General features: G+C 46.0%; 19 protein-coding genes. 5 read left to right on the top strand and 14 right to left on the bottom strand.

Annotated features, from left to right (window positions below; translation table 11 throughout):
• Positions 1-16 precede the first annotated feature (16 nt).
• The 3 genes from ahlS to HU147_RS15890 all read right to left on the bottom strand — a co-directional run bounded on the left by ahlS (position 17) and on the right by HU147_RS15890 (position 2,801).
• The gene (gene ahlS, locus HU147_RS15900) at positions 17-850 is read right to left on the bottom strand and encodes an AhlS family quorum-quenching N-acyl homoserine lactonase (protein WP_036804520.1); all 834 of its coding nucleotides are present in this window, start codon (positions 848-850) and stop codon (positions 17-19) included.
• A gap of 71 nt (positions 851-921) precedes the next feature.
• Positions 922-2,028, bottom strand: a complete 1,107-nt coding sequence (locus HU147_RS15895) for a zinc-binding dehydrogenase (protein ID WP_224077135.1) — start codon at positions 2,026-2,028, stop codon at positions 922-924.
• A gap of 197 nt (positions 2,029-2,225) precedes the next feature.
• Entirely contained in the window at positions 2,226-2,801 is a 576-nt protein-coding gene (locus HU147_RS15890) for a hypothetical protein (RefSeq protein ID WP_224077134.1), read from the bottom strand.
• Positions 2,802-3,075: 274 nt separating this feature from the next.
• On the opposite strand from HU147_RS15890, the gene HU147_RS15885 reads away from it, so the two are divergent.
• The 3 genes from HU147_RS15885 (at position 3,076) to HU147_RS15875 (ending at position 5,591) form a co-directional block, all read left to right on the top strand.
• Positions 3,076-3,603: a DinB family protein gene (locus tag HU147_RS15885; RefSeq protein ID WP_224077133.1), complete on the top strand. Its 528-nt coding sequence runs from the start codon at positions 3,076-3,078 to the stop codon at positions 3,601-3,603.
• 477 nt (positions 3,604-4,080) lie between these two features.
• Positions 4,081-4,569, top strand: a complete 489-nt coding sequence (locus HU147_RS15880; protein ID WP_224077132.1) for a hypothetical protein — start codon at positions 4,081-4,083, stop codon at positions 4,567-4,569.
• 143 nt (positions 4,570-4,712) lie between these two features.
• Positions 4,713-5,591 carry a GNAT family N-acetyltransferase gene (locus HU147_RS15875; RefSeq protein ID WP_224077131.1) on the top strand — a complete coding sequence of 293 codons (879 nt, stop codon included), beginning with the start codon at positions 4,713-4,715 and terminating at the stop codon, positions 5,589-5,591.
• A gap of 53 nt (positions 5,592-5,644) precedes the next feature.
• On the opposite strand, the gene HU147_RS15870 is transcribed toward HU147_RS15875, so the two are convergent.
• The 6 genes from HU147_RS15870 to HU147_RS15845 all read right to left on the bottom strand — a co-directional run bounded on the left by HU147_RS15870 (position 5,645) and on the right by HU147_RS15845 (position 11,842).
• On the bottom strand, positions 5,645-6,106 hold the full coding sequence (locus HU147_RS15870) for a GNAT family N-acetyltransferase (RefSeq protein ID WP_224077130.1): 462 nt from the start codon (positions 6,104-6,106) through the stop codon (positions 5,645-5,647).
• A gap of 54 nt (positions 6,107-6,160) precedes the next feature.
• The gene (locus tag HU147_RS15865; RefSeq protein WP_224077129.1) at positions 6,161-7,219 is read right to left on the bottom strand and encodes a Gfo/Idh/MocA family protein; all 1,059 of its coding nucleotides are present in this window, start codon (positions 7,217-7,219) and stop codon (positions 6,161-6,163) included.
• An 11-nt stretch (positions 7,220-7,230) separates the two neighbouring features.
• Positions 7,231-8,205, bottom strand: a complete 975-nt coding sequence (locus tag HU147_RS15860) for an ABC transporter permease (RefSeq protein ID WP_224077128.1) — start codon at positions 8,203-8,205, stop codon at positions 7,231-7,233.
• Positions 8,198-9,712: a sugar ABC transporter ATP-binding protein gene (locus HU147_RS15855; RefSeq protein ID WP_224077127.1), complete on the bottom strand. Its 1,515-nt coding sequence runs from the start codon at positions 9,710-9,712 to the stop codon at positions 8,198-8,200. The genes HU147_RS15860 and HU147_RS15855 overlap by 8 nt, the downstream gene beginning before the upstream one ends.
• Before the next feature lie 68 nt (positions 9,713-9,780).
• Complete coding sequence (locus HU147_RS15850; RefSeq protein ID WP_224077126.1) at positions 9,781-10,752, bottom strand: substrate-binding domain-containing protein; 972 nt, start codon at positions 10,750-10,752, stop codon at positions 9,781-9,783.
• 100 nt (positions 10,753-10,852) lie between these two features.
• Positions 10,853-11,842, bottom strand: a complete 990-nt coding sequence (locus HU147_RS15845; RefSeq protein WP_224077188.1) for a LacI family DNA-binding transcriptional regulator — start codon at positions 11,840-11,842, stop codon at positions 10,853-10,855.
• A gap of 198 nt (positions 11,843-12,040) precedes the next feature.
• On the opposite strand from HU147_RS15845, the gene HU147_RS15840 reads away from it, so the two are divergent.
• Positions 12,041-13,009, top strand: a complete 969-nt coding sequence (locus HU147_RS15840; RefSeq protein WP_224077187.1) for a sugar phosphate isomerase/epimerase family protein — start codon at positions 12,041-12,043, stop codon at positions 13,007-13,009.
• Between the two features lie 65 nt (positions 13,010-13,074).
• Here HU147_RS15840 and HU147_RS15835 read toward each other — a convergent pair whose 3' ends face one another.
• The 5 genes from HU147_RS15835 to HU147_RS15815 form a co-directional block, all read right to left on the bottom strand.
• Positions 13,075-13,875, bottom strand: coding sequence for an SDR family NAD(P)-dependent oxidoreductase (locus HU147_RS15835; RefSeq protein ID WP_224077125.1), 801 nt, complete (start codon positions 13,873-13,875; stop codon positions 13,075-13,077).
• 322 nt (positions 13,876-14,197) lie between these two features.
• The gene (locus tag HU147_RS15830) at positions 14,198-14,698 is read right to left on the bottom strand and encodes an SRPBCC domain-containing protein (protein WP_224077124.1); all 501 of its coding nucleotides are present in this window, start codon (positions 14,696-14,698) and stop codon (positions 14,198-14,200) included.
• A gap of 58 nt (positions 14,699-14,756) precedes the next feature.
• A complete protein-coding gene (locus tag HU147_RS15825) occupies positions 14,757-15,083 on the bottom strand; it encodes an ArsR/SmtB family transcription factor (RefSeq protein WP_224077123.1) in 327 nt (108 codons plus the stop codon).
• A 141-nt stretch (positions 15,084-15,224) separates the two neighbouring features.
• The gene (locus HU147_RS15820; RefSeq protein WP_224077122.1) at positions 15,225-16,085 is read right to left on the bottom strand and encodes a PPK2 family polyphosphate kinase; all 861 of its coding nucleotides are present in this window, start codon (positions 16,083-16,085) and stop codon (positions 15,225-15,227) included.
• A 218-nt stretch (positions 16,086-16,303) separates the two neighbouring features.
• Positions 16,304-16,756 carry a putative immunity protein gene (locus HU147_RS15815; protein ID WP_224077121.1) on the bottom strand — a complete coding sequence of 151 codons (453 nt, stop codon included), beginning with the start codon at positions 16,754-16,756 and terminating at the stop codon, positions 16,304-16,306.
• A 222-nt stretch (positions 16,757-16,978) separates the two neighbouring features.
• Here HU147_RS15815 and HU147_RS15810 point away from each other — a divergent pair, with 222 nt between their 5' ends.
• On the top strand, positions 16,979-17,890 hold the full coding sequence (locus HU147_RS15810; RefSeq protein ID WP_224077120.1) for a DMT family transporter: 912 nt from the start codon (positions 16,979-16,981) through the stop codon (positions 17,888-17,890).
• The last annotated feature ends 66 nt before the right edge of the window (positions 17,891-17,956 follow it).

Genomic DNA, 17,956 nt, shown 5'->3' with positions numbered 1-17,956 from the left:
GTCCAATTAAGCTGACTTATTCATAAAAGCCCTCGGTGGATTTGATGAAATTGCGGAACTGCTTGGAATCGTGTCCATACCATACTTGCGAATTGGTGCGTTCAGCGTATTTTTTGATTTTTTCCACTGCGCTTAAATAGCCCAATGAATCATAGATGATTCCTGGAATTTTAACCGGCGGTCCGTAATTTTCCGCCGAATACACAGCATCCGACGCCAAAATGACGCCGCCTTCTCCCGGAAGATCAATATGCAGCCCCAGCAGTCCCCAGGCATGCCCCGGTCCGAAGTTCAAAATCTTAACGCCTTTGACAAGCTCCAATTCATCTTCATGCGGCATGACGGTTTTCCATTTCAAGTCATTGCCGATCCAAGCGTTGATGTCCGCCCATATGTAGGCGCCCATGTCTTTTGTCATCGCATATTGCTTCATCGTATTTTTCAGTTCGGAATCATGCACAATGATTGTGGCGTTCGTAAACAGCTCGAGGCAGCCCGCATGGTCGAGGTGCAAATGGGAAGCAACCACGTATTTAATATCATCAGGCCGCAAATTCAATTGCTCCAGCCGGTTGATCAAGTAACAGGATTCATCCTGGAAGGCCGGGAATAACTTTTGGACGCCTTCCGGCCATCTCCCGTTTTCCCCCATTCCTTCCGGATTGCAGCCGGTATCGAATAGAATTTTCCCGTCCGGATGGTCGATCAAAACGGCATATACCGGGAACTCGACAAATTCAGCCGGCGGATTGGGGTTGTCGATGCTTGCCGGATTATGGGCAGCCACCATAAAGTTTTTATCCATTTTCATTGTTCCTGTATCCAGTACATATAATTTTGGTTTGTCCATTGTATGACCTCCGTCTGCTAATTTTTAAACCTTTGCCTGTATAGCTGTCCATGATCGGATCGTACGAAGAATTATTGCCGGTCCATAATGATAGTGGCTCTTGTGACTTCCCGGGCTGCAGATTTATCCAGCGCCAGTTTAATATCATCCATCGAAAATTCAGCATCAATCATGCCATCAAACGGATATTTCCCTTGCGTGTCGGAAAGGAATTTCAAGGCTTTGTACAAATACCACGGATTGTAGCGGACGACCGGGATAATTTGAATCGACTTTCTGGTCAAAAGCCCCGGGTCGAATTCAATCAGTTTCCCTGGGGTTATATTCCCGATGGTTACGTATTTGCCGCCAGGCCGGATGTAGTGGATGCCTTCTGCGAAAGCGGCAGGCACACCTGCCACTTCCATTGCAAATTCAGCCCCTTTTCCATCAGTAAGATCTAGAACAGCTTTTGCCCGTTCTTCAACAGAGCCGTAGTCGTTTAGGTTAAGCGTATGGTCAGCGCCAAAAAGTTTGGCTTGCTGCAGCCGGCTTTCTACGCCGTCCACTACGATCACTCTGGCACCTTTTTCCTTGGCTACTGCCGTCGCATTCAATCCAAGGCCGCCTGCTCCCTGGATCACAATCGTTTGGCCATACGTCACGCCAGCTTTGTCCAAGCCGAAATAGACCTGTGATAAAGCGCAGTTTGCACTGGCGGCGGAAGTTTCTGATACATTGTCCGGCACTTTATAGAAGTATTGGTCTGGGTGGATGTAATAGTGCGAAGCAAAAGTACCATGAAAATGAGGGCTTACTTCCGGCGGCTGATTCCAGAAATCGTAAGCATGTTCACACAGATGAAAATGCCCTTCCCGGCATGCGGTACATTTTCTGCACGTAATGTAATAAGCGGAAACGATGCGGTCTCCTTTTTGGATGGGTTCGCCTGCGTAATCAGTCGTCACACCGTCCCCAAGCGAATGAATTTCGCCGATCATCTCATGGCCAAGGACGCCTTTCTTTTTGGTCGGATGCTGCCCTCTCCATATATGCAGCTCCGATCCGCAAATATTGGAACGCAGCACCTTCAAAAGAACAGCTCCCGGCCCCGGCTTCGGCAATTCGTATTCCCGGTAGCTCAACTTTTCCGGCTCATCCATTACTGCAACTCTGCCTTTTGCATGGTTATCGTTCACATCTTCCCACTTCCTTTCCAAAATAAAAAGCGCTTACATTTCCATTATACGTACCAAAATTTTTGCTTTCAACGTATTTTCTGATTATTCATAATAATTTAATGTAAGGATTGCTAAAGATTAATAATAAAAAACCGCACTGATTATAATCAGTACGGCTTTTATCCGGCAACTGCTTTGGGTTAATGGCCCTGGACTCATCTAAACGAAACCGTATCCACAGAAGTGTCCGGCTTAGTTTTTGCCAGCATGAAGCGGGCAAGTATAAGGCCAGCCACTAAAGCAATGGCCATTGTAATGAGTGCTCCCAGCAACGGCAACTTGACGGCCATCAAAAACAGGATGCCGAAAATCAGCATCGTCATAACGGAAACGGAATTCCAAAGTACCGGATCTCTCACTTTTCTCACTAAATCACTCGATGGGACAGGATTTGTTTCTGCTTCGGCAGCGGCAAGAATTCCTTTAAGACGGCGCAAATTGATGATTGGCCCTAAAAAGCTGGTGCCTAGAAGCGCCGCTAAAGATACATTAATCCATGCCGTTCCCCATCCCCAGGCAGAAAATACAAGGTACAACGCCGGCACGATGATAATGAGTGTACTTAACGGAAACAGCGCATCCGTTTTGACTGCAAGCCCCGACCAGCGCTTCACATCTCCCGTCTCCTTTGCATGAAGCAAGGAAATCATCGATAAAGCAAGGATACTGATTGCCATGAACATGATCACCGCGCCTAAAATGTGGAGGAATAATACGACATTATACAGCATCTTATTTTTCTCCTTCTCCAGTTAGTGGCTGTCATTCCAGTTGATTGGCCATGAAGTTTCGGCGACTGGCAAAAGAATACGAAAAAACTTGGTTTGCCTTTTCTCCTTTCTCTATTTTAGTGAAGCTGTGCTATCATTTTCTGATTTAAATTCGTATTTATTATACGCTTAAACAAAGAATAAAACTATAACTTATCTAAAAATTCAGATTAATATATAATGAATACATAATGTTTTATTTCTTATTCACTAAGCGATGGAAAGGGGCATATAAATGGAGTTGAAACTTGAAGAAGCGATTGAAATTTTGGAGCGTACCCCCGGCATACTTAGCCACTTCTTGTCAGGGTTATCTGAAGGTTGGCTGCAGAACTGCGAAGACGAAGGCACTTGGAATGCTGAAGAAGTTGTTGCACATTTGATCGAAGCGGAGAAAACGAATTGGCTGCCGAGGCTGAAAACCATTTTGCAGGATGGTGAAACGAAGCCTTTCCCTCCTTTTGACCGTTTTGCCCATTTGAAAATCAGCAATCAAAATTCAATTGAAGATAAGCTGCAGGAATTTAAAGCCCTCCGTTTGCAGAACATTGAAAAGCTAAACCAACTCGTGAATCCTGAACTTCATTTTGAACTGACCGGCATTCACCCTGAATTCGGATCTGTTAAACTGCGGGAACTGCTGTCAACTTGGGTTGTCCACGACATGACCCATCTTTCCCAAATCACTCGTGTTATGGCAGAAAGGTACCGGGAAGACGTCGGTCCATGGGCAAACTACTTGGGTGTATTAAAAAGAAAATAGTTTAGGAATCTATAGCAAAGCCGTCTGCAAAAAAACTGCAGACGGCCCGCTTAGGATGAATTTTTCGATTATATTTTAAAGAACCTCCATAATAGGCGGTTAATCATTCTTCTGAGAATTCTTTTGCCGATTCTGCTTCCGATGGTACCGTTTTTAACCGCTTTGAAATCCCCGAATTTTGTACAAAATGCTCCTCGTTTTCCTAAAGCTCATTTTCCACCTCCATCTACCTGCCTCTTCACTAGCTAAAATTTTATAACACATTGCCGCAGCACGACAAGTTGTTTCCGCTTTTTTCATTTCCGGCAAAAATTATGAAAAATTTATCTCATTATTATCCTAGTGCTAGGTTTCTTGGTAAAAATATGATATTATATTTAATATCCGAATTTTCTATTATTTGTTATTCCCAAATATTTTGCTTTCTAACCAACATGCATTTTTCTTTATTTTACATATTCCAGAGGAGGAATTTTCATGGCTTTCAAAAAATTTTCTACTGCCGCCAAATTATTAGCTTCCGTTTCTATATTTTTTGCCATCAGTTTTGCCGCTGAACCTGCTGATGCCCACAACGGCGAAGGCAACTGGCCTTCGCATGCGGTCGGTTCCATGTCATGTGCCGGAAAAATAGTCAAAGCCGAACCTCCTCGCTATGTGACTGCCTGGAAAGGGCGGGAAACGGATACGGTTTTTTGGAAACCCGTGCTCTACCGTTACAATGGCTCAAAGTATGAGCAGTTCAAGTCTCTTTCCGAATGGCCAGGCTATGCGTATGTGACTTTATACGGATTTAATCCGAATACGAAACCAGGATGGCGCAATACTTCGAATGATGGAAGACTGAATTTCACATCATACAAAAGCCTTCCAGCCGGAAGCTACAAAATTCTGAACCAGATCCATTGGGTCAGTACCGGTTCCACCCATACTGAATGGTCGCCGAATTCCTGCGCCATCAAGTAGCTCCTGCACTCTACTTAAAAAGCCGTTGGTTTTTTTCCGACGGCTTTTTATTATGGCTGCAGCAAATTGCATGCATAGTTTCTTAGTTCAAAGTTATAATAAAAAGAAACCAGTCAATCCGACAGAAGCAGGGAGTGCAGGCAATGGAAAAAACAATACGTTTACTAAGCCTTGAAGATTTGCCCTATATGGAAGCGATGCAAACAGGAATTGAAGACGATTACGTCACACGGATTTTTGATCGGCTTGTCACGACCGAGCAAAACCGCCTGTTCGGTTTATTTTTGGATGATCACTTGGCCAGTGTCTGCGGCTACTCGATATTTGCCAAGCATTACGCGATGCTCGGCAGAATCCGCAGCGATATCCGTTTTAGAGGCAAAGACTTGGCGACTACGCTAACTTCTCAAGTCATGGATGAAGCGTTCAAGCTGCCTAATATCCATTGGGTTGGTGCCAACACGCAGGAAAAAAATGTTCCGGCACGGCGCGTTTTGGAAAAGCTCGGGCTCACGCCCCAAGCAGCCATTTATGGAGCCACTGCAAAAGACGTGTCCCAGCTGCAAAATGGTTCTCCTGTCTGGAACGAATTGACCGATTTAGAGCGAAAAAAACAATGGGTCCATGACTTATACGTTAAAAACGGCGCCGTTTTTCCTTATGAATGCTATTACCCATTCCCCGCTTCTTCAGAGCTTTTTGCAGATAAGGAACTGGAGACATGGTCATTTTTTGAAAATGAAGACGCCACACGAGTCGTGATTGTTAAAAGAGATATTAAAAAACATCATTATCTGCATGCCATTTATTCTTGGGAAGACTTGATGGATCAGCCCGGCCTGTGGGAAACCATCGCTTCTGCACATAAGAAATTGTGCCAGGAAGTCCAAGAAGATGCGTTGATCTGGATGGACTTAACAAAAGAGCAGGCCCATACCCTTCCGGAAAATCACCAGTTCGACCTTCCTTCCCCGTGGATGCTGTACGGCACCGGACGGACAAAAGCAGAAAAAGGTGCGTAACCAGCAAGAAGAACCAAAGCTCTCGGCTTACGGTTCTTCTTTTTGCTATCCCTTTAAAAATATGAAGGGATAGTCTCTTTCAGGATCTGTGTGTATAATTCCTCATCCGCCCGGACCATGCAGATGGCTTGAACCGAACCTTGATAGGATTCCGGCAGTTCCCGGAACCCGAAGCGCTCATAATAAGCAGTGCCGATTTCGCTGTATAGCATGAAAGCTGCATCCGGGTGCAGCTTCATGCTTTCCTTGATCAATTGCGCTCCTGCGCCTTTCCCACGGAATTCCGGCTCCACGACAATCGAGCCAATCCCGAACAAACTAGGCTTGAACTCCAACAGCATCAGTGAAGCGATGATGTCTTCCTCGTCATCCACCAAGACATACCGTTTGCCCAGCGTTTCTTCTTTTTGATTATCCGTTATATATTGCTGAAGCGACCGCCCTTTTGCCCATTCCCGGTAGCCTTGCCTGTAAATTTTTTCATATTCCTGTTCGGTTGCTTCGCGCACTTTCACTTCGCTCGCTCCTTCTTCCTGCTGGCGTTTCTTTTCCTTGTTAAAAGCCCCTCCTTAAAAATACTGAAGGGACTCGCTTTCAACCGATACCACACGCCCCGTCCCTGCTGCTTCTAAAATAGCCAGTATGACGGCTAATGACGATAAGGCTTCCTGCCCTGTCACCATCGGCGGGTGGTCCAGCCGGATGCTCTCAATAAAAGCATCAATTATGCCGGTATTGGTCTGATTGTCGTTTGTCTGGATGCTTTCCAACTCGTAATTGATTTTTTCGCCGTTGTTTGTCAGCACTTCCAGCTGGTATGCGTCGCTGTTGTATATTTTCAGGATGCCTTTTTCGCAGTAGAGGACCGTGCTATTGTCTTCTTGCCCGTAATGCGTCCAGGAAAAAGAAGCCGTTCCTAAACGCCCTTTTTTTGTTTTCAAACTGCAGACGATGTTGTCGCATACTTCAATCGGCTGGCCCTGTTCGTCGACTTTATGCAAGGCTCCTTGAAAAGCGCTGACTTGCTCAATTTCATCATCCAGCAAGTAATGCAGCACATCCACTTTGTGAATTCCTAAATCCCCTGCCACACCGAGCCCCGAGCGTTCTTTTTTGAAGAACCAGGTCGAGTTGGTTTTATTATGCCCCCATAGTTCGGGGCCTGAATGCCCGAAAGTGGTGCGGAACGTCAGGACGTTTCCGAGTTCGCCGCCTGCGATGATTTCTTTCGCTTTTTGATGGGCACGCGTAAACCGCTGGTTGTGGTCGAGCATCAATTTCTTGCCGGACGTTTTCTGCGCATTCAGAATTTCTTTCGCATGCTCGAGGGTCAGTGAAATGGGTTTTTCGCATAACACATGTTTGCCGCTCAGCAATGCTCTGGAAGAGAAGATATGATGAGATTCATTGGAAGAACAATCGCTGATGATATCAATTGTCGGATCCTCCATCAATTCATCCACCGTTTTTGCAACTTTTCCGCCGAATAAATCCGCCAGCGCCTCTGCACGGTCCAGGTTCCGGTCGTAAAAAACGATTTCGTCCACATACGGATTTGCCGTATATTCAGGCGCATGGCGCATTTTCGTAATGGAGCCGCAGCCAATAATGCCCGCTCGATAGCCCATAATCTTGCCCCCTATTCTCTTTTTTGAAAGACGACCGCTATGATGATGATCAGGCCTTTTACAAACCCTTGAAGATGCGGCGAAACATTCATCAAATTCATCATATTATTCAAGATGCCCAAAATCAGAACGCCGAAAAGGGTGCCGATGATTTTCCCGCGCCCTCCTGTCATCCGCGTACCTCCGATAATGACAGCCGCAATGGCATCCAATTCATACTGGGCGCCTGAACTCGATGAGGAAATGGAATTCAAGCGGGAGGTTTCGATGACTGCCGCTACCCCAACCAATGTGCCGATCAAGGTATAAACGCCGATTTTGATGCGGTCCACCCGGATTGCCGACAGCAAAGCCGCTTTTTCATTGCTGCCAAGCGCATAGACGTAACGGCCGAAACGGGTTTTGTGCATTAGGATAAAGACGAGTGCTGTCATGGCGATGAAAATGAGGACCGGCACATCAAATATCCAGAAATCACTGTTGGCTATGGCGGTAAATCCGGTGACTTCCCCGGAGACGCTGCCTCCGTCTGCAATATAAAGGGCAATCGACCGAGCGCCTGCCATCATGCCGAGTGTCGCAATAAATGAGGCGATCCTGCCTTTTGCCACCATCAGTCCATTCAGGAACCCGGCAAACGAGCCGACCAATAAAGCTGTGAATACACCGACCAGAATGCTGCCGGACGCATTCAAAGCCAAGACCGAAATCACGCCCGCCAATGCCAGGACAGACCCGACCGACAAATCGATGCCGCCTGACAGCATGACAACGGTCATCCCCATCGCAATAATGCCGATGATTGACACCTGCATCAAAATATTCAACTGGTTGTTCATGTCCAAAAATCTTGGATTCATAATTGCTGAGGCAATAAAGATAATGACAAAAGCAATAATGACGCTGTATTCCGACCAAAGCCAGGAAAGCCGGCTTTTGGCAGTTGAGCCTTGGGGCTTGTATTCTTTTGCACCGATGTTAGCCAATTTTTGCAGCCTCCCTTTTTGAACCAGTGGCGTAATTCATGATTTCTTCTTCCGTGGCTTCATCACCGGTAAATCTGGCCGTTATTTCGCCTTGGTACATCACGTTGATGTTATGGCAAATCCGCAGCACTTCCGGTGCTTCAGACGAAAGAATGATGACCGATTTCCCCATTTTGGCCAATTCGGCAATTTCATGATAAATTTCCTGCTTGGCGCCTACATCAATCCCTTGTGTCGGGTTGTCAAAAATGAGAATGTCTGCACCCACTTCGAGCCATTTGGCAATAATCACTTTCTGCTGGTTGCCTCCGCTTAATTTGTCGATGGTGATCCGGGGATTGTGTACTTTGATATTAAGCATTTCTTTGTACTTCTGGAATTTCTTGCGTTCCATCCGGTCTTGGATAAAACCGGTTTTTTCAAAATGCCCCATGGAAGACAGACTCATGTTGTGGATCACGCTCAAGTCTTTGATGATGGCATTTTCTTTCCGGTCTTTTGGCACCAAGCCGATGCCTGCTTTGACGGCTTTTCGGGGATGATCTATTTTTACCGCTTTGCCGTGGATCCGCACCTCGCCGCTGTATTTCTTCCGGTATCCAAATAAACTTTCAAACAGTTCGGTTCGCCCGTCGCCGCTAAGGCCAGTAAACCCCAGGACTTCGCCTTGCCTAAGCACGAAATGGATATTTCGGAACAAGCCCGGGCTGGTTAAGTTAACGACTTCCAATGACACTGGACCGAATTGATGTTCATGGATAAAGCGGTCCTGGGAAATGGACTTCCCGACCATCAAACGCGTAATGGTTTCAACATCTTCCTCTTCAATTGATCCGGTCTTCACCCGTTCCCCGTCCCGCAAAACCGTAAAGCGGTCGCATACGTTTTTGATTTCCTTCAGCTTATGGGAAATGTAGATGATTGAAACGCCGGACTTTTTCAGGTTTTTCATCAGTTCAAACAAACGGTTTACTTCGTGTTCGGCCAGTGAAGTGGTGGGTTCGTCCATGATGATGAGCGTGGAGTTGTGGAGCAGGGCTTTCGAAATTTCAATCAGCTGCTTATAGGACGTAGCCAGATTCCGCACATATTCTTTCGGATCGATGTCAACGCCCAACTTCGCCATCACTTCGTATGTTTTTTGGCACATTTCTTCCACTTTTAAAAAACCCATTCTGTTTCGGAGTTCTGACCCCAAAAACATATTTTCATACACCCGCAAATCCGAGACCATATTGAGCTCTTGATGGATAAAGCTGATGCCGTGCTCTTGGGATACCCTTGGATTCGCCATTTTCACTTCTTGTCCATTTATGTGGATGGTTCCACCGTCGGGTTGATGGACACCGCCCAAAAGATTCATCAACGTGGACTTTCCGGCCCCGTTTTCGCCTAATAAGGCATGAATTTCCCCTTTTTCAACTTCCAGCGTGACGTTTTTCAAAACCGGCACACCGTTAAACGATTTCTCCATATTTTGCATCATCAAGAAAGGCTGTCTATCCATGGCGCAAACTCCCTTTATATAGGAAAAGAGGAAATACAATGGCACTCATTGTATTTCCTTTCCTCCTGTTAGAATTTAGATTCGGGATCGTAGTATTCATCTACATTTTCTTTGGTCACTTGCGTTGCTTCTTTGACGACCATCGGTTCCGCCGGTTCTTCACCTTTTGCAATATCAGCCGCAATTTTTACTGCGTCTTCCACCATCGTCGGTGAATACAAGAACGTCGCTTTCATCAAGCCGTCATTTTTCATGTCCTCAAATACTTCTTTCGCACCGCCCGCTCCTGTAACGAATTTGATATCCGTGCGGCCCGCTTCTTTAATGGCTTGCAAGACGCCTAATGCCATTCCGTCATCCTGCGTAAATACCGCGTCAATTTGAGGGTTGGCCTGCAAGATGTTCTGCATGACTTCCAATGATTTTTCAGTAGAGAAATCGCCGCTTTGGGAAGCAATGATTTCCATGCCTTCCTGCCCTTCTACCGCTTCTTTAAATCCGGATCCCCGCTGTTCGGTAACCGAACTTGGCGGTCCGCTGATTTCAACAATCTTTCCTTTGCCCTGCAGTTGTTCGATGAAATACTTGCCGGCGTTCACGCCGATTCCTTCATTGTCGCCTTTGACCACTACGGTTGCGGCATCATTTTCCAATTCCCGGTCCACAATGACCAATGGAATTCCGGCATCTTTTATTTTCTGACCGACTGGCGTAAGCGCTGCTGATTCAATCGGCAGCATCACAATGACATCGACGTCCTGGGCGATCAAATCATCCACATCGTTCGCTTGCTTGTTCGGGTCGGTTGCATTGGTCATGACGTATTCAATGCCGTCGCTTTCTTTTAAAGCCTGTGCCTGTTTTTCAGCGCTGTCGATCAGCGCCCCCATCCAGCCATGCGTTGCAGAAGGCAAAGATATGCCGATCGTCAGGGTATCGTCTTCTGCTCCGCCTCCTCCGCTTGATCCTGCTTCTTCATTGCTGCCGCAGCCTGCTAAACCGAATACGGTAATCAGCGATAACATCAACAATTTCTTCATTCGATTCACCCCTTTGTTTTTTTAAACCCTTAAATATAAGCGTTTACACAAGCAATCAAACTCCATTTGCCATTGTTGACGCCACTCTGCCTCAAGCTGTTTAACCCGATGTCGATTCCCTGATAATCAGTTCATGCTCCAGTATGACGCTGTCCACTTCCCTGCCTTTGATCTTATCAATCAGCATGGCTGCTGCGGTCGCCCCCATTTTATACATGGGCTGAGCAACAGTGGTTAAAGTCGGATTGGTCATGTTTGAGAAATCGATTTTGTCAAAGCCGACTACGGCGATATCATTTGGCACGTGGAGGCCGGAAGCGTTGATTTCCTTTAATGCCCCAATCGCCAATAAATCCGATACCGCAAAAACGGCTGTCGGCCGGTCTCCCAAAGCCAGGATTTTTTTCATCGCCTGCTGGCCGTGTGCAAAGCTCAGTTCCTGGGTGTAGATCACGTAATCTTGGTTCAAAGCAATGCCATGTTCTTTCAGTGCCCGCTGATAGCCGGCCTTCCGTTCTCTGGCATATAGAAACTTTTCATCCGAATTCATCAGCGCAATTTTTGTATGCCCGATTTGGATCAAATGTTTTACCGCGCGGTAAGAAGCTTCTTCGCTGTCAATTGTTACATAGGGGATGCCGATGCCGCCCCCGTACTCACTGCATTGAATAATAGCGTATGTTTTGGCAAGCTCTTTCAAGGTGTCCACATTGACTGCCGGATCCATCGACACAATGCCGTCTGCCATCTTTTTTCTTACCAGATCAAAATAAATGTTTTCCTTGTCCGGATTTGAATCGGTTTCGCACAACAGGATGTTATAACCTTGGCTAAGTGCCAAGTTTTCAATTCCTTTAATGATGTCCAGGTAAAACGGATTGGAGATGTTCGGGATTAAAATCAGGATGATCCGGCTTTCGGAATTCCGCAAATTCCGTCCCAGCATGCTGGGTTCATAATTCAGGAATTTTATCGCCTCTTCCACTTTCGTTTTTGTTTTCGACGAAACCGTATTTTGCCCATTTAACACTCTCGACACCGTGGCTACAGATACTCCTGCCTGTTTTGCTACCTGCTGGATATTGGCCATATGCTTTCCTACTTTCCAAAATTCCACTAAAATTAAAATGAAATCGATTACATTTTCATCGTAAATTAATCTGAATAATCTGTCAATAAGTTTTTTATTCGGCATAATCTATTGATTTCAAAAGAAAATTTCGTTATGTTAAGGATGTAACGGATTACATTTCTGTATTTTCTGACATTTCAAAAGGAGGTTTTGGCATTGAAATTAGGCGTCTTTACGGTTTTGTTTTCGGAGAAGAGCTTTGAGGAAACGCTGGGTTATGTATCATCAAAAGGCATTGAAGCTGTGGAGCTTGGGACGGGCGGCTATCCGGGGAATGCTCATTGCAATGTTGATGAGTTGCTGGATGATGCAGACAAACTTCAGCGCTTTAAGCAGCAGATCAACGACCACGGACTCGTCATCAGCGCCCTAAGCTGCCACACGAACCCGCTTCATCCACAGAAAAAGTTTAGTGAGCCGGCAGATGAATTATTGGTTAAAACGATGAAATTAGCTTCGGAACTTGGCGTGCCTGTCGTCAATACATTTTCAGGTTGTCCAGGCGACCATGAACATGCACTTTACCCGAACTGGCCGGTTGCTGCCTGGCCATCCGATTTTCAAGAAATACTGAAATGGCAGTGGGAAGAAAAGCTGATTCCTTACTGGAAAGAAAAAAATGACCTGGCCGAATCATTGAACGTCAAGATCGGCCTTGAACTCCACGGCGGATTCTCTGTGCATACGCCTGCTACCATGCTCCGCTTGAGGGAAGCATGCGGCCCTGCAATCGGCGCAAACCTTGACCCAAGCCATATGTGGTGGCAAGGCATCGATCCAGTCGAAGCCATCAAAATACTTGGGCGGGAAAACGCCATTCACCATTTCCACGCCAAAGATACCATCATTGACCAGCAAAACATGAACCGCAACGGCCTTACCGATATGACCGATTATTCCCAGATGCGCGACCGGTCCTGGTATTTCCGGACGGTCGGCTTTGGGCACGATCAAAAAACCTGGGCGGATATCATCAGCACCTTGCGGCTATACGATTACGATTACGTCGTCAGTATCGAACATGAAGACGGATTGATGTCCGTAGAGGAAGGATTTACAAAAGCAGTGAATAATTTAATGCCGCTTTTGCTGAAAGAACCAACAGCGAAAATGTGGTGGACCTAAACAGAGAAAGATGGGAACGACAGACTCTGCAGATCCCATCTTTTTTTACATGCACAAAATATTTTCTATCTCATAAAATTCCCGCCCGAAATCTTCAAGGCCTCGCCTACAATATTGCGGGCGGCATCTGTCAGCAGGAATGCAATCGTATTCGCCACCTCTTCCGTTGTTGATATGCGGCGGGACGGTATTGCAGCGGCGGCTTCTTTCAATCCTTCTTCAAACGGGATGCCTTTCTTTTCCGCTTTCTTCCGGATGCTGTTCCAGGCCATTTCTGTTTCTACATACCCCGGACAAACAGCATTGACCCGGATATTGTGTTCAATCGCTTCCAGCGCCATCGACTGCGTCCAGCCAATGACCGCAAATTTGCTGGCGGCATAAGCCGTATTGCCGTGCGTGCCCCGCAGTCCTGACAGCGAAGAAAGGTTAACAATGTCGCCTTCTTTCTGTTCAAGCATATTGCGGTATACCAACTGCGTCAGAAAAAGCGTGGATTTGAAATTCACATCCATGACCCGGTCCACCGTTTCCTCATCCAGCTCTTCCACTACGCCGCCTCCGCCGATACCGGCTGAATTGACGAGGCCATTTATAAATCCGAGGGCTTGAGCAGAACTTTCTACAAGTTCTTCACGGCTTGCCTGGTCCGTCAAATCTGCTTTTTTCACGAAAATATTTTCCTCTCCTGCCAATGGAATCAGTTCCTGCTTCAACTCCAGCAACTTTTCTTCGTTTCTGCCGGTAATCGTCAGCCGTGCTCCCATGCCTGCCAGCACTTTTGCCGTTTCGTAACCGATACCGCCAGTGGCGCCTGTAATCAACACATGTTTTTGTTTTAAAGAGTCGTTCGAAAAAATAGTCATGAGCCTTCCTCCATTTTCTTTAATTTTCCTAAAGAATGTTTCCCTTTTCCCTTTCAACTCCATCACTCAAACATAGGAACTGCAAGAAAGGGTTTAATGAAGATATAAAGCAGGAAAAGTAAAAAAGCAGGAAAAGTAAAGAAACAGGAAAAAAGGTGGGATGGCTATGCGCATGTCTTGTATGGGAAGCATTATTATTTCAATCATTCTTTCGATTATCCTGACCGTCCTTATCAATCTGCTTTTTCTTTAACATTAATAACAGCCACCCTTGAATTTCACTTTTCAAGGGTGGCTGTTTCTGTTTTTCCAGTTCTTTCTGCTACTGCTGATTCAAGTACTTTTCAAGTCGATCGAAGGTTTCCGTCATGCCTTCGACAACGCCCATATCCATTACCTGTTTTAAGTCTTCTTCGGATTCAAACAAGGTCCGGCTGACAATCCGTGTCCCGTTTCCTTCTTCCACAAACTCAACGGTAATTTTCATGATGGGAAAACCTTCCGCATCATTTCCGTTTTCATCGGAAAAAATATCGTCATAAACGAGCCGTCCGGGTTTTTGCACTTCCTGATAGGTGCTCTTACCCCAAGCTTCCTGCCCATCTTCTGAACGCATGCAATAATGCCAAATGCCTCCTGGCCGTACATCCATTTGATAAACTGTCGTCTTCCAGCCATTCGGTCCCCACCAATTCTGAATGTGTTCAGACTCTGTGTACATTGAAAAAACAAGCTCTCTCGGCGCCATAAAAAACCGCTCCATCACCAACTCAAGTCCCTCGACTTTTGTAAAAGCCTCATTTGATCCTTTGTTGACTGACATTTCAATTCCTCCTTAGGATGGGTTAGACTCCATTGGCTCCACGACCCAGCAGGGGCAATTATTTTTCCTCCTCTACACCTTTCTGGACGTTCATTAAATAATCATCCAATCGGTCAAACTGCTCTTCCCATAGGTGTCGGTAAGATTCGGTCCATTCCTGCAACTCCTGAAACGGCTCGGGGTTCAGCTGATAGACGCGGCGGTTTCCGATGGGATGGACTGCCACAATCCCGGCTTCGCTTAATACTTTTAAATGCTTGGATACCTGCGGCTGCCGGATCCCCAGCTCCTCGGCAATTTCTCCGACTGTCAGCGGCCCTTTTTTCAACAATTCAACGATATTCCAACGGGTAGGTTCAGCTAGTGAATTCAGTAATGTTTTCATACTTACAATATACTCCTAACGGAATATTCTTGTAAAGGTATATTAACTAACTTTTCAAACTTTTCTTCAGTTTAATACTTTGCTCTCAAAAAGAAAACAGCGATAACCGGCGCTTTACAGACGGTCATCGCAGTCGATACACTATTCGTTTTCCAATTTTTTAATGGCTTCATCCAATTTCTCTTTTTCTTCACCTGAAATAACCGGCAATTGCGGATTGATTTTTTCAAGCAATTCGACCATCACTTCAGAAATCAGGTAGCGTGAATACCATTCATCATCTGCCGGCAGCACATACCAGGGTGCATACTCTGTAGAAGTATGATTGATCAAGTCTTCAAAAATGTCCTGGTAACCATCCCAATGCTCCCGTTCTTTGACGTCGTTAAACGAGAATTCCCAATTCTTTTCCGGATCTTTCATACGCTCCAACAAACGTTTTTTCTGTTCATCCTTAGACATATTAAAAAAGAATTTCACTACCGGGAACCCGTTTTCCACTAAGTATCTTTCGAAATCATTGATTTGGCGGTAACGCACTTTCCAAATATCATCGCCGATCAACTCATTCGGCAGCGGCGTTTCTTCTAATAGATTGTGGACTCTTGGCGCAATCACTTCTTCGTAATAGGAGCGGTTGAAAATACCGATTTCCCCTCTGGCCGGACGCCCTTTATGGAATCTCCAAAGGTAATCATGTTTCAGTTCATCTTCGGTCGGCTTTTTAAAGGAAGTTGTTTTCAATCCCTGTGCTGCCAGATTTGAAAAAACATAACTGATGGCTTCATCTTTCCCTGCGGCGTCCATTGCCTGAAGGACAACAACAACCCCTTTCTCTTCTTCCGCGCGCAATTTCGTATAGAGAGCTTTTAATTTTTCGACGCTCTTGGGAATCAACTTATCTTGCAGTTCTTCTTCGGAAGGCCGATTTTGCTCAACCGTCTGGTAATTGGACAACTCCACTTGTTCGTCCGGCTTAACCCGGTATTTATTCATATTCATACTATTCCTCCTTATATAAACTAATGGTTACACTATTATTATTCATAAAAAAAATTACCGTTCTTCCCTAGATTACCCGTCTTATTGGACGACAAACGGTGGAAAAGGCGATATGTATGGCAGCTTTGTAAATTTCATGGCATAAAAAAACAGCCTGTTTCCTGCTTATAGGCAGGAAACAGGCTGTTCTTTGAAGTTAAAAAAAGCGGAATTCCATTTTAAAGGCGAAGCCATTTTTTCAAACAGGCATACTGCCAGTTCCGTTCTTCCGCAATTGCCGCTTCATCAAAGTCGTTGGCAAGCGCCACTGCTTTGACGGCATAGGTAGAAGCATGGACTGCGTGGCCGATGCTATGAGGTGTAGCGCCTGCCTGCCCAGCTGCTTGGGCTGCAGCGATTGCAATTTCATCCGTCGCTTCACGCGCTGCTGCATGAGCGGGAAAAGCCGCTTCGCGGGCGTCCCGAGTCGGGATTTCGCTTTTCCCCCATCGCTGAGCTGCTTGAATTGCATTGCGCAGCCGCCCATCTTGAGGCTGATACTGCTCATAATAGGAAAGGACACGCTCCGCACAGTCAGCTGCCCAACATGCTGCTGTCCGGTGGTCCGCTTTTTCCAATAATTCATCAATTGATTTTTTTATCTCTGTGTCTGTAAAGTGATTTGATGCCATTGTATTTCCCCCGTTTCACTCGCCATTTTCCCTTTATTCTTTAAATTATAGAGGAAGCTTTTCAATAAAAATATAGAACTATTGAAACAAAATAAAGAGGAACTGGAATAATTTTTCAATATGCAATCAAGAAAGGGCTGGAATAAAAGACATTTCCACTGTTTCCGAATATAATAGAAGCTGTTGTTTTATAAATTCATCATGTTTACTGGAGGAAAATTTTTGAATACAAAAGCTTTTTCATTGGCATTATTTTCAGTTCTTATATGGGGTTCCTCTTTTGCCGCTATCCGTGTCAGCCTCCAAGGCGGCTACGATGCCGGACAAATGGTGCTGGTGCGTTTCGTGATTGCTTCGTTGCTATTCCTCGCTTATGCCCTGTGGCCTGGCACAAAATTCCGGCTGCCCCGCAAACAAGACATTTGGAGCATATTGGTTCTTGGCTGGATTGGCATCAGCATTTACCATATTTGCGTCACATTCGGGATGGAGAGCATTTCAGCGGGAACCGCGGGTATGCTGGTTGGTTCCGGACCAATTTTTACTGCCCTGATTGCAGCCATCGTACTAAAAGAACGCTTGACGGGAATCGGCTGGATTGGCCTCGGAGTCGGCTTTATCGGCATTGTCCTGATCGCTTTTGGGGCTGCCGGCGCATCACTTACGCTCAATAAAGGCGCCTTGCTGGTCCTGATTGCCGCCTTTGCCACGTCCATCTTTTTTGTATACCAGAAAAATTTGCTTGCCCGTTACACAGCCATCGAGCTGACGGCTTATTTTACTTGGGCCGGCACATTGCCGTTTTTCATCTTTTCGCCCGGCATCTTTACAGCCCTTCAAAATGCGACGCTGGAAGCTCATTTATCAACGCTGTATGTCGGCATTTTCCCTGCTGCCATTGCTTATGTCACGTGGTCTACTGCCTTGTCTTTGAGCAATGCAAGTTCCGTATCGAGCATGATTTACCTGGAACCGGCCGTCGCCATCGTGGTCGCCTGGATGTGGCTGCATGAATTGCCGACCGGCCTTTCGCTGATCGGCGGAGTGGTTGCCATCTCCGGGGTATTGATCGTCAATGTTCTCAGCAGAAGAAGCCGGCGGACGCATACAAACCGGACTGCCGAATCTTCATAACTCCACCTGAAACGAAAGCTGCAGCCAATATTATGGGCTGCAGCTTTTTAATGGTCAAACGAATTG

It is taken from the genome of Planococcus chinensis (assembly GCF_020071995.1).
In the GTDB taxonomy this organism is placed as follows: Bacteria; Bacillota; Bacilli; order Bacillales_A; family Planococcaceae; genus Planococcus; species Planococcus chinensis_A.
The sequence above is the reverse complement of the archived record's forward strand: the minus strand, read 5'-3'. Positions and strand labels throughout refer to the sequence as shown.

What these genes read in the sequence shown, in the direction of transcription:
- ahlS (WP_036804520.1), bottom strand. Translation starts at nt 850, where the DNA reads ATGGACAAACCAAAATTATATGTACTGGATACAGGAACAATGAAAATG.
- HU147_RS15890 (WP_224077134.1), bottom strand. Translation starts at nt 2,801, where the DNA reads ATGCTGTATAATGTCGTATTATTCCTCCACATTTTAGGCGCGGTGATC.
- HU147_RS15885 (WP_224077133.1), top strand. Translation starts at nt 3,076, where the DNA reads ATGGAGTTGAAACTTGAAGAAGCGATTGAAATTTTGGAGCGTACCCCC.
- HU147_RS15880 (WP_224077132.1), top strand. Translation starts at nt 4,081, where the DNA reads ATGGCTTTCAAAAAATTTTCTACTGCCGCCAAATTATTAGCTTCCGTT.
- HU147_RS15875 (WP_224077131.1), top strand. Translation starts at nt 4,713, where the DNA reads ATGGAAAAAACAATACGTTTACTAAGCCTTGAAGATTTGCCCTATATG.
- HU147_RS15865 (WP_224077129.1), bottom strand. Translation starts at nt 7,219, where the DNA reads ATGGGCTATCGAGCGGGCATTATTGGCTGCGGCTCCATTACGAAAATG.
- HU147_RS15855 (WP_224077127.1), bottom strand. Translation starts at nt 9,712, where the DNA reads ATGGATAGACAGCCTTTCTTGATGATGCAAAATATGGAGAAATCGTTT.
- HU147_RS15850 (WP_224077126.1), bottom strand. Translation starts at nt 10,752, where the DNA reads ATGAAGAAATTGTTGATGTTATCGCTGATTACCGTATTCGGTTTAGCA.
- HU147_RS15845 (WP_224077188.1), bottom strand. Translation starts at nt 11,842, where the DNA reads ATGGCCAATATCCAGCAGGTAGCAAAACAGGCAGGAGTATCTGTAGCC.
- HU147_RS15835 (WP_224077125.1), bottom strand. Translation starts at nt 13,875, where the DNA reads ATGACTATTTTTTCGAACGACTCTTTAAAACAAAAACATGTGTTGATT.
- HU147_RS15830 (WP_224077124.1), bottom strand. Translation starts at nt 14,698, where the DNA reads ATGTCAGTCAACAAAGGATCAAATGAGGCTTTTACAAAAGTCGAGGGA.
- HU147_RS15825 (WP_224077123.1), bottom strand. Translation starts at nt 15,083, where the DNA reads ATGAAAACATTACTGAATTCACTAGCTGAACCTACCCGTTGGAATATC.
- HU147_RS15820 (WP_224077122.1), bottom strand. Translation starts at nt 16,085, where the DNA reads ATGAATATGAATAAATACCGGGTTAAGCCGGACGAACAAGTGGAGTTG.
- HU147_RS15815 (WP_224077121.1), bottom strand. Translation starts at nt 16,756, where the DNA reads ATGGCATCAAATCACTTTACAGACACAGAGATAAAAAAATCAATTGAT.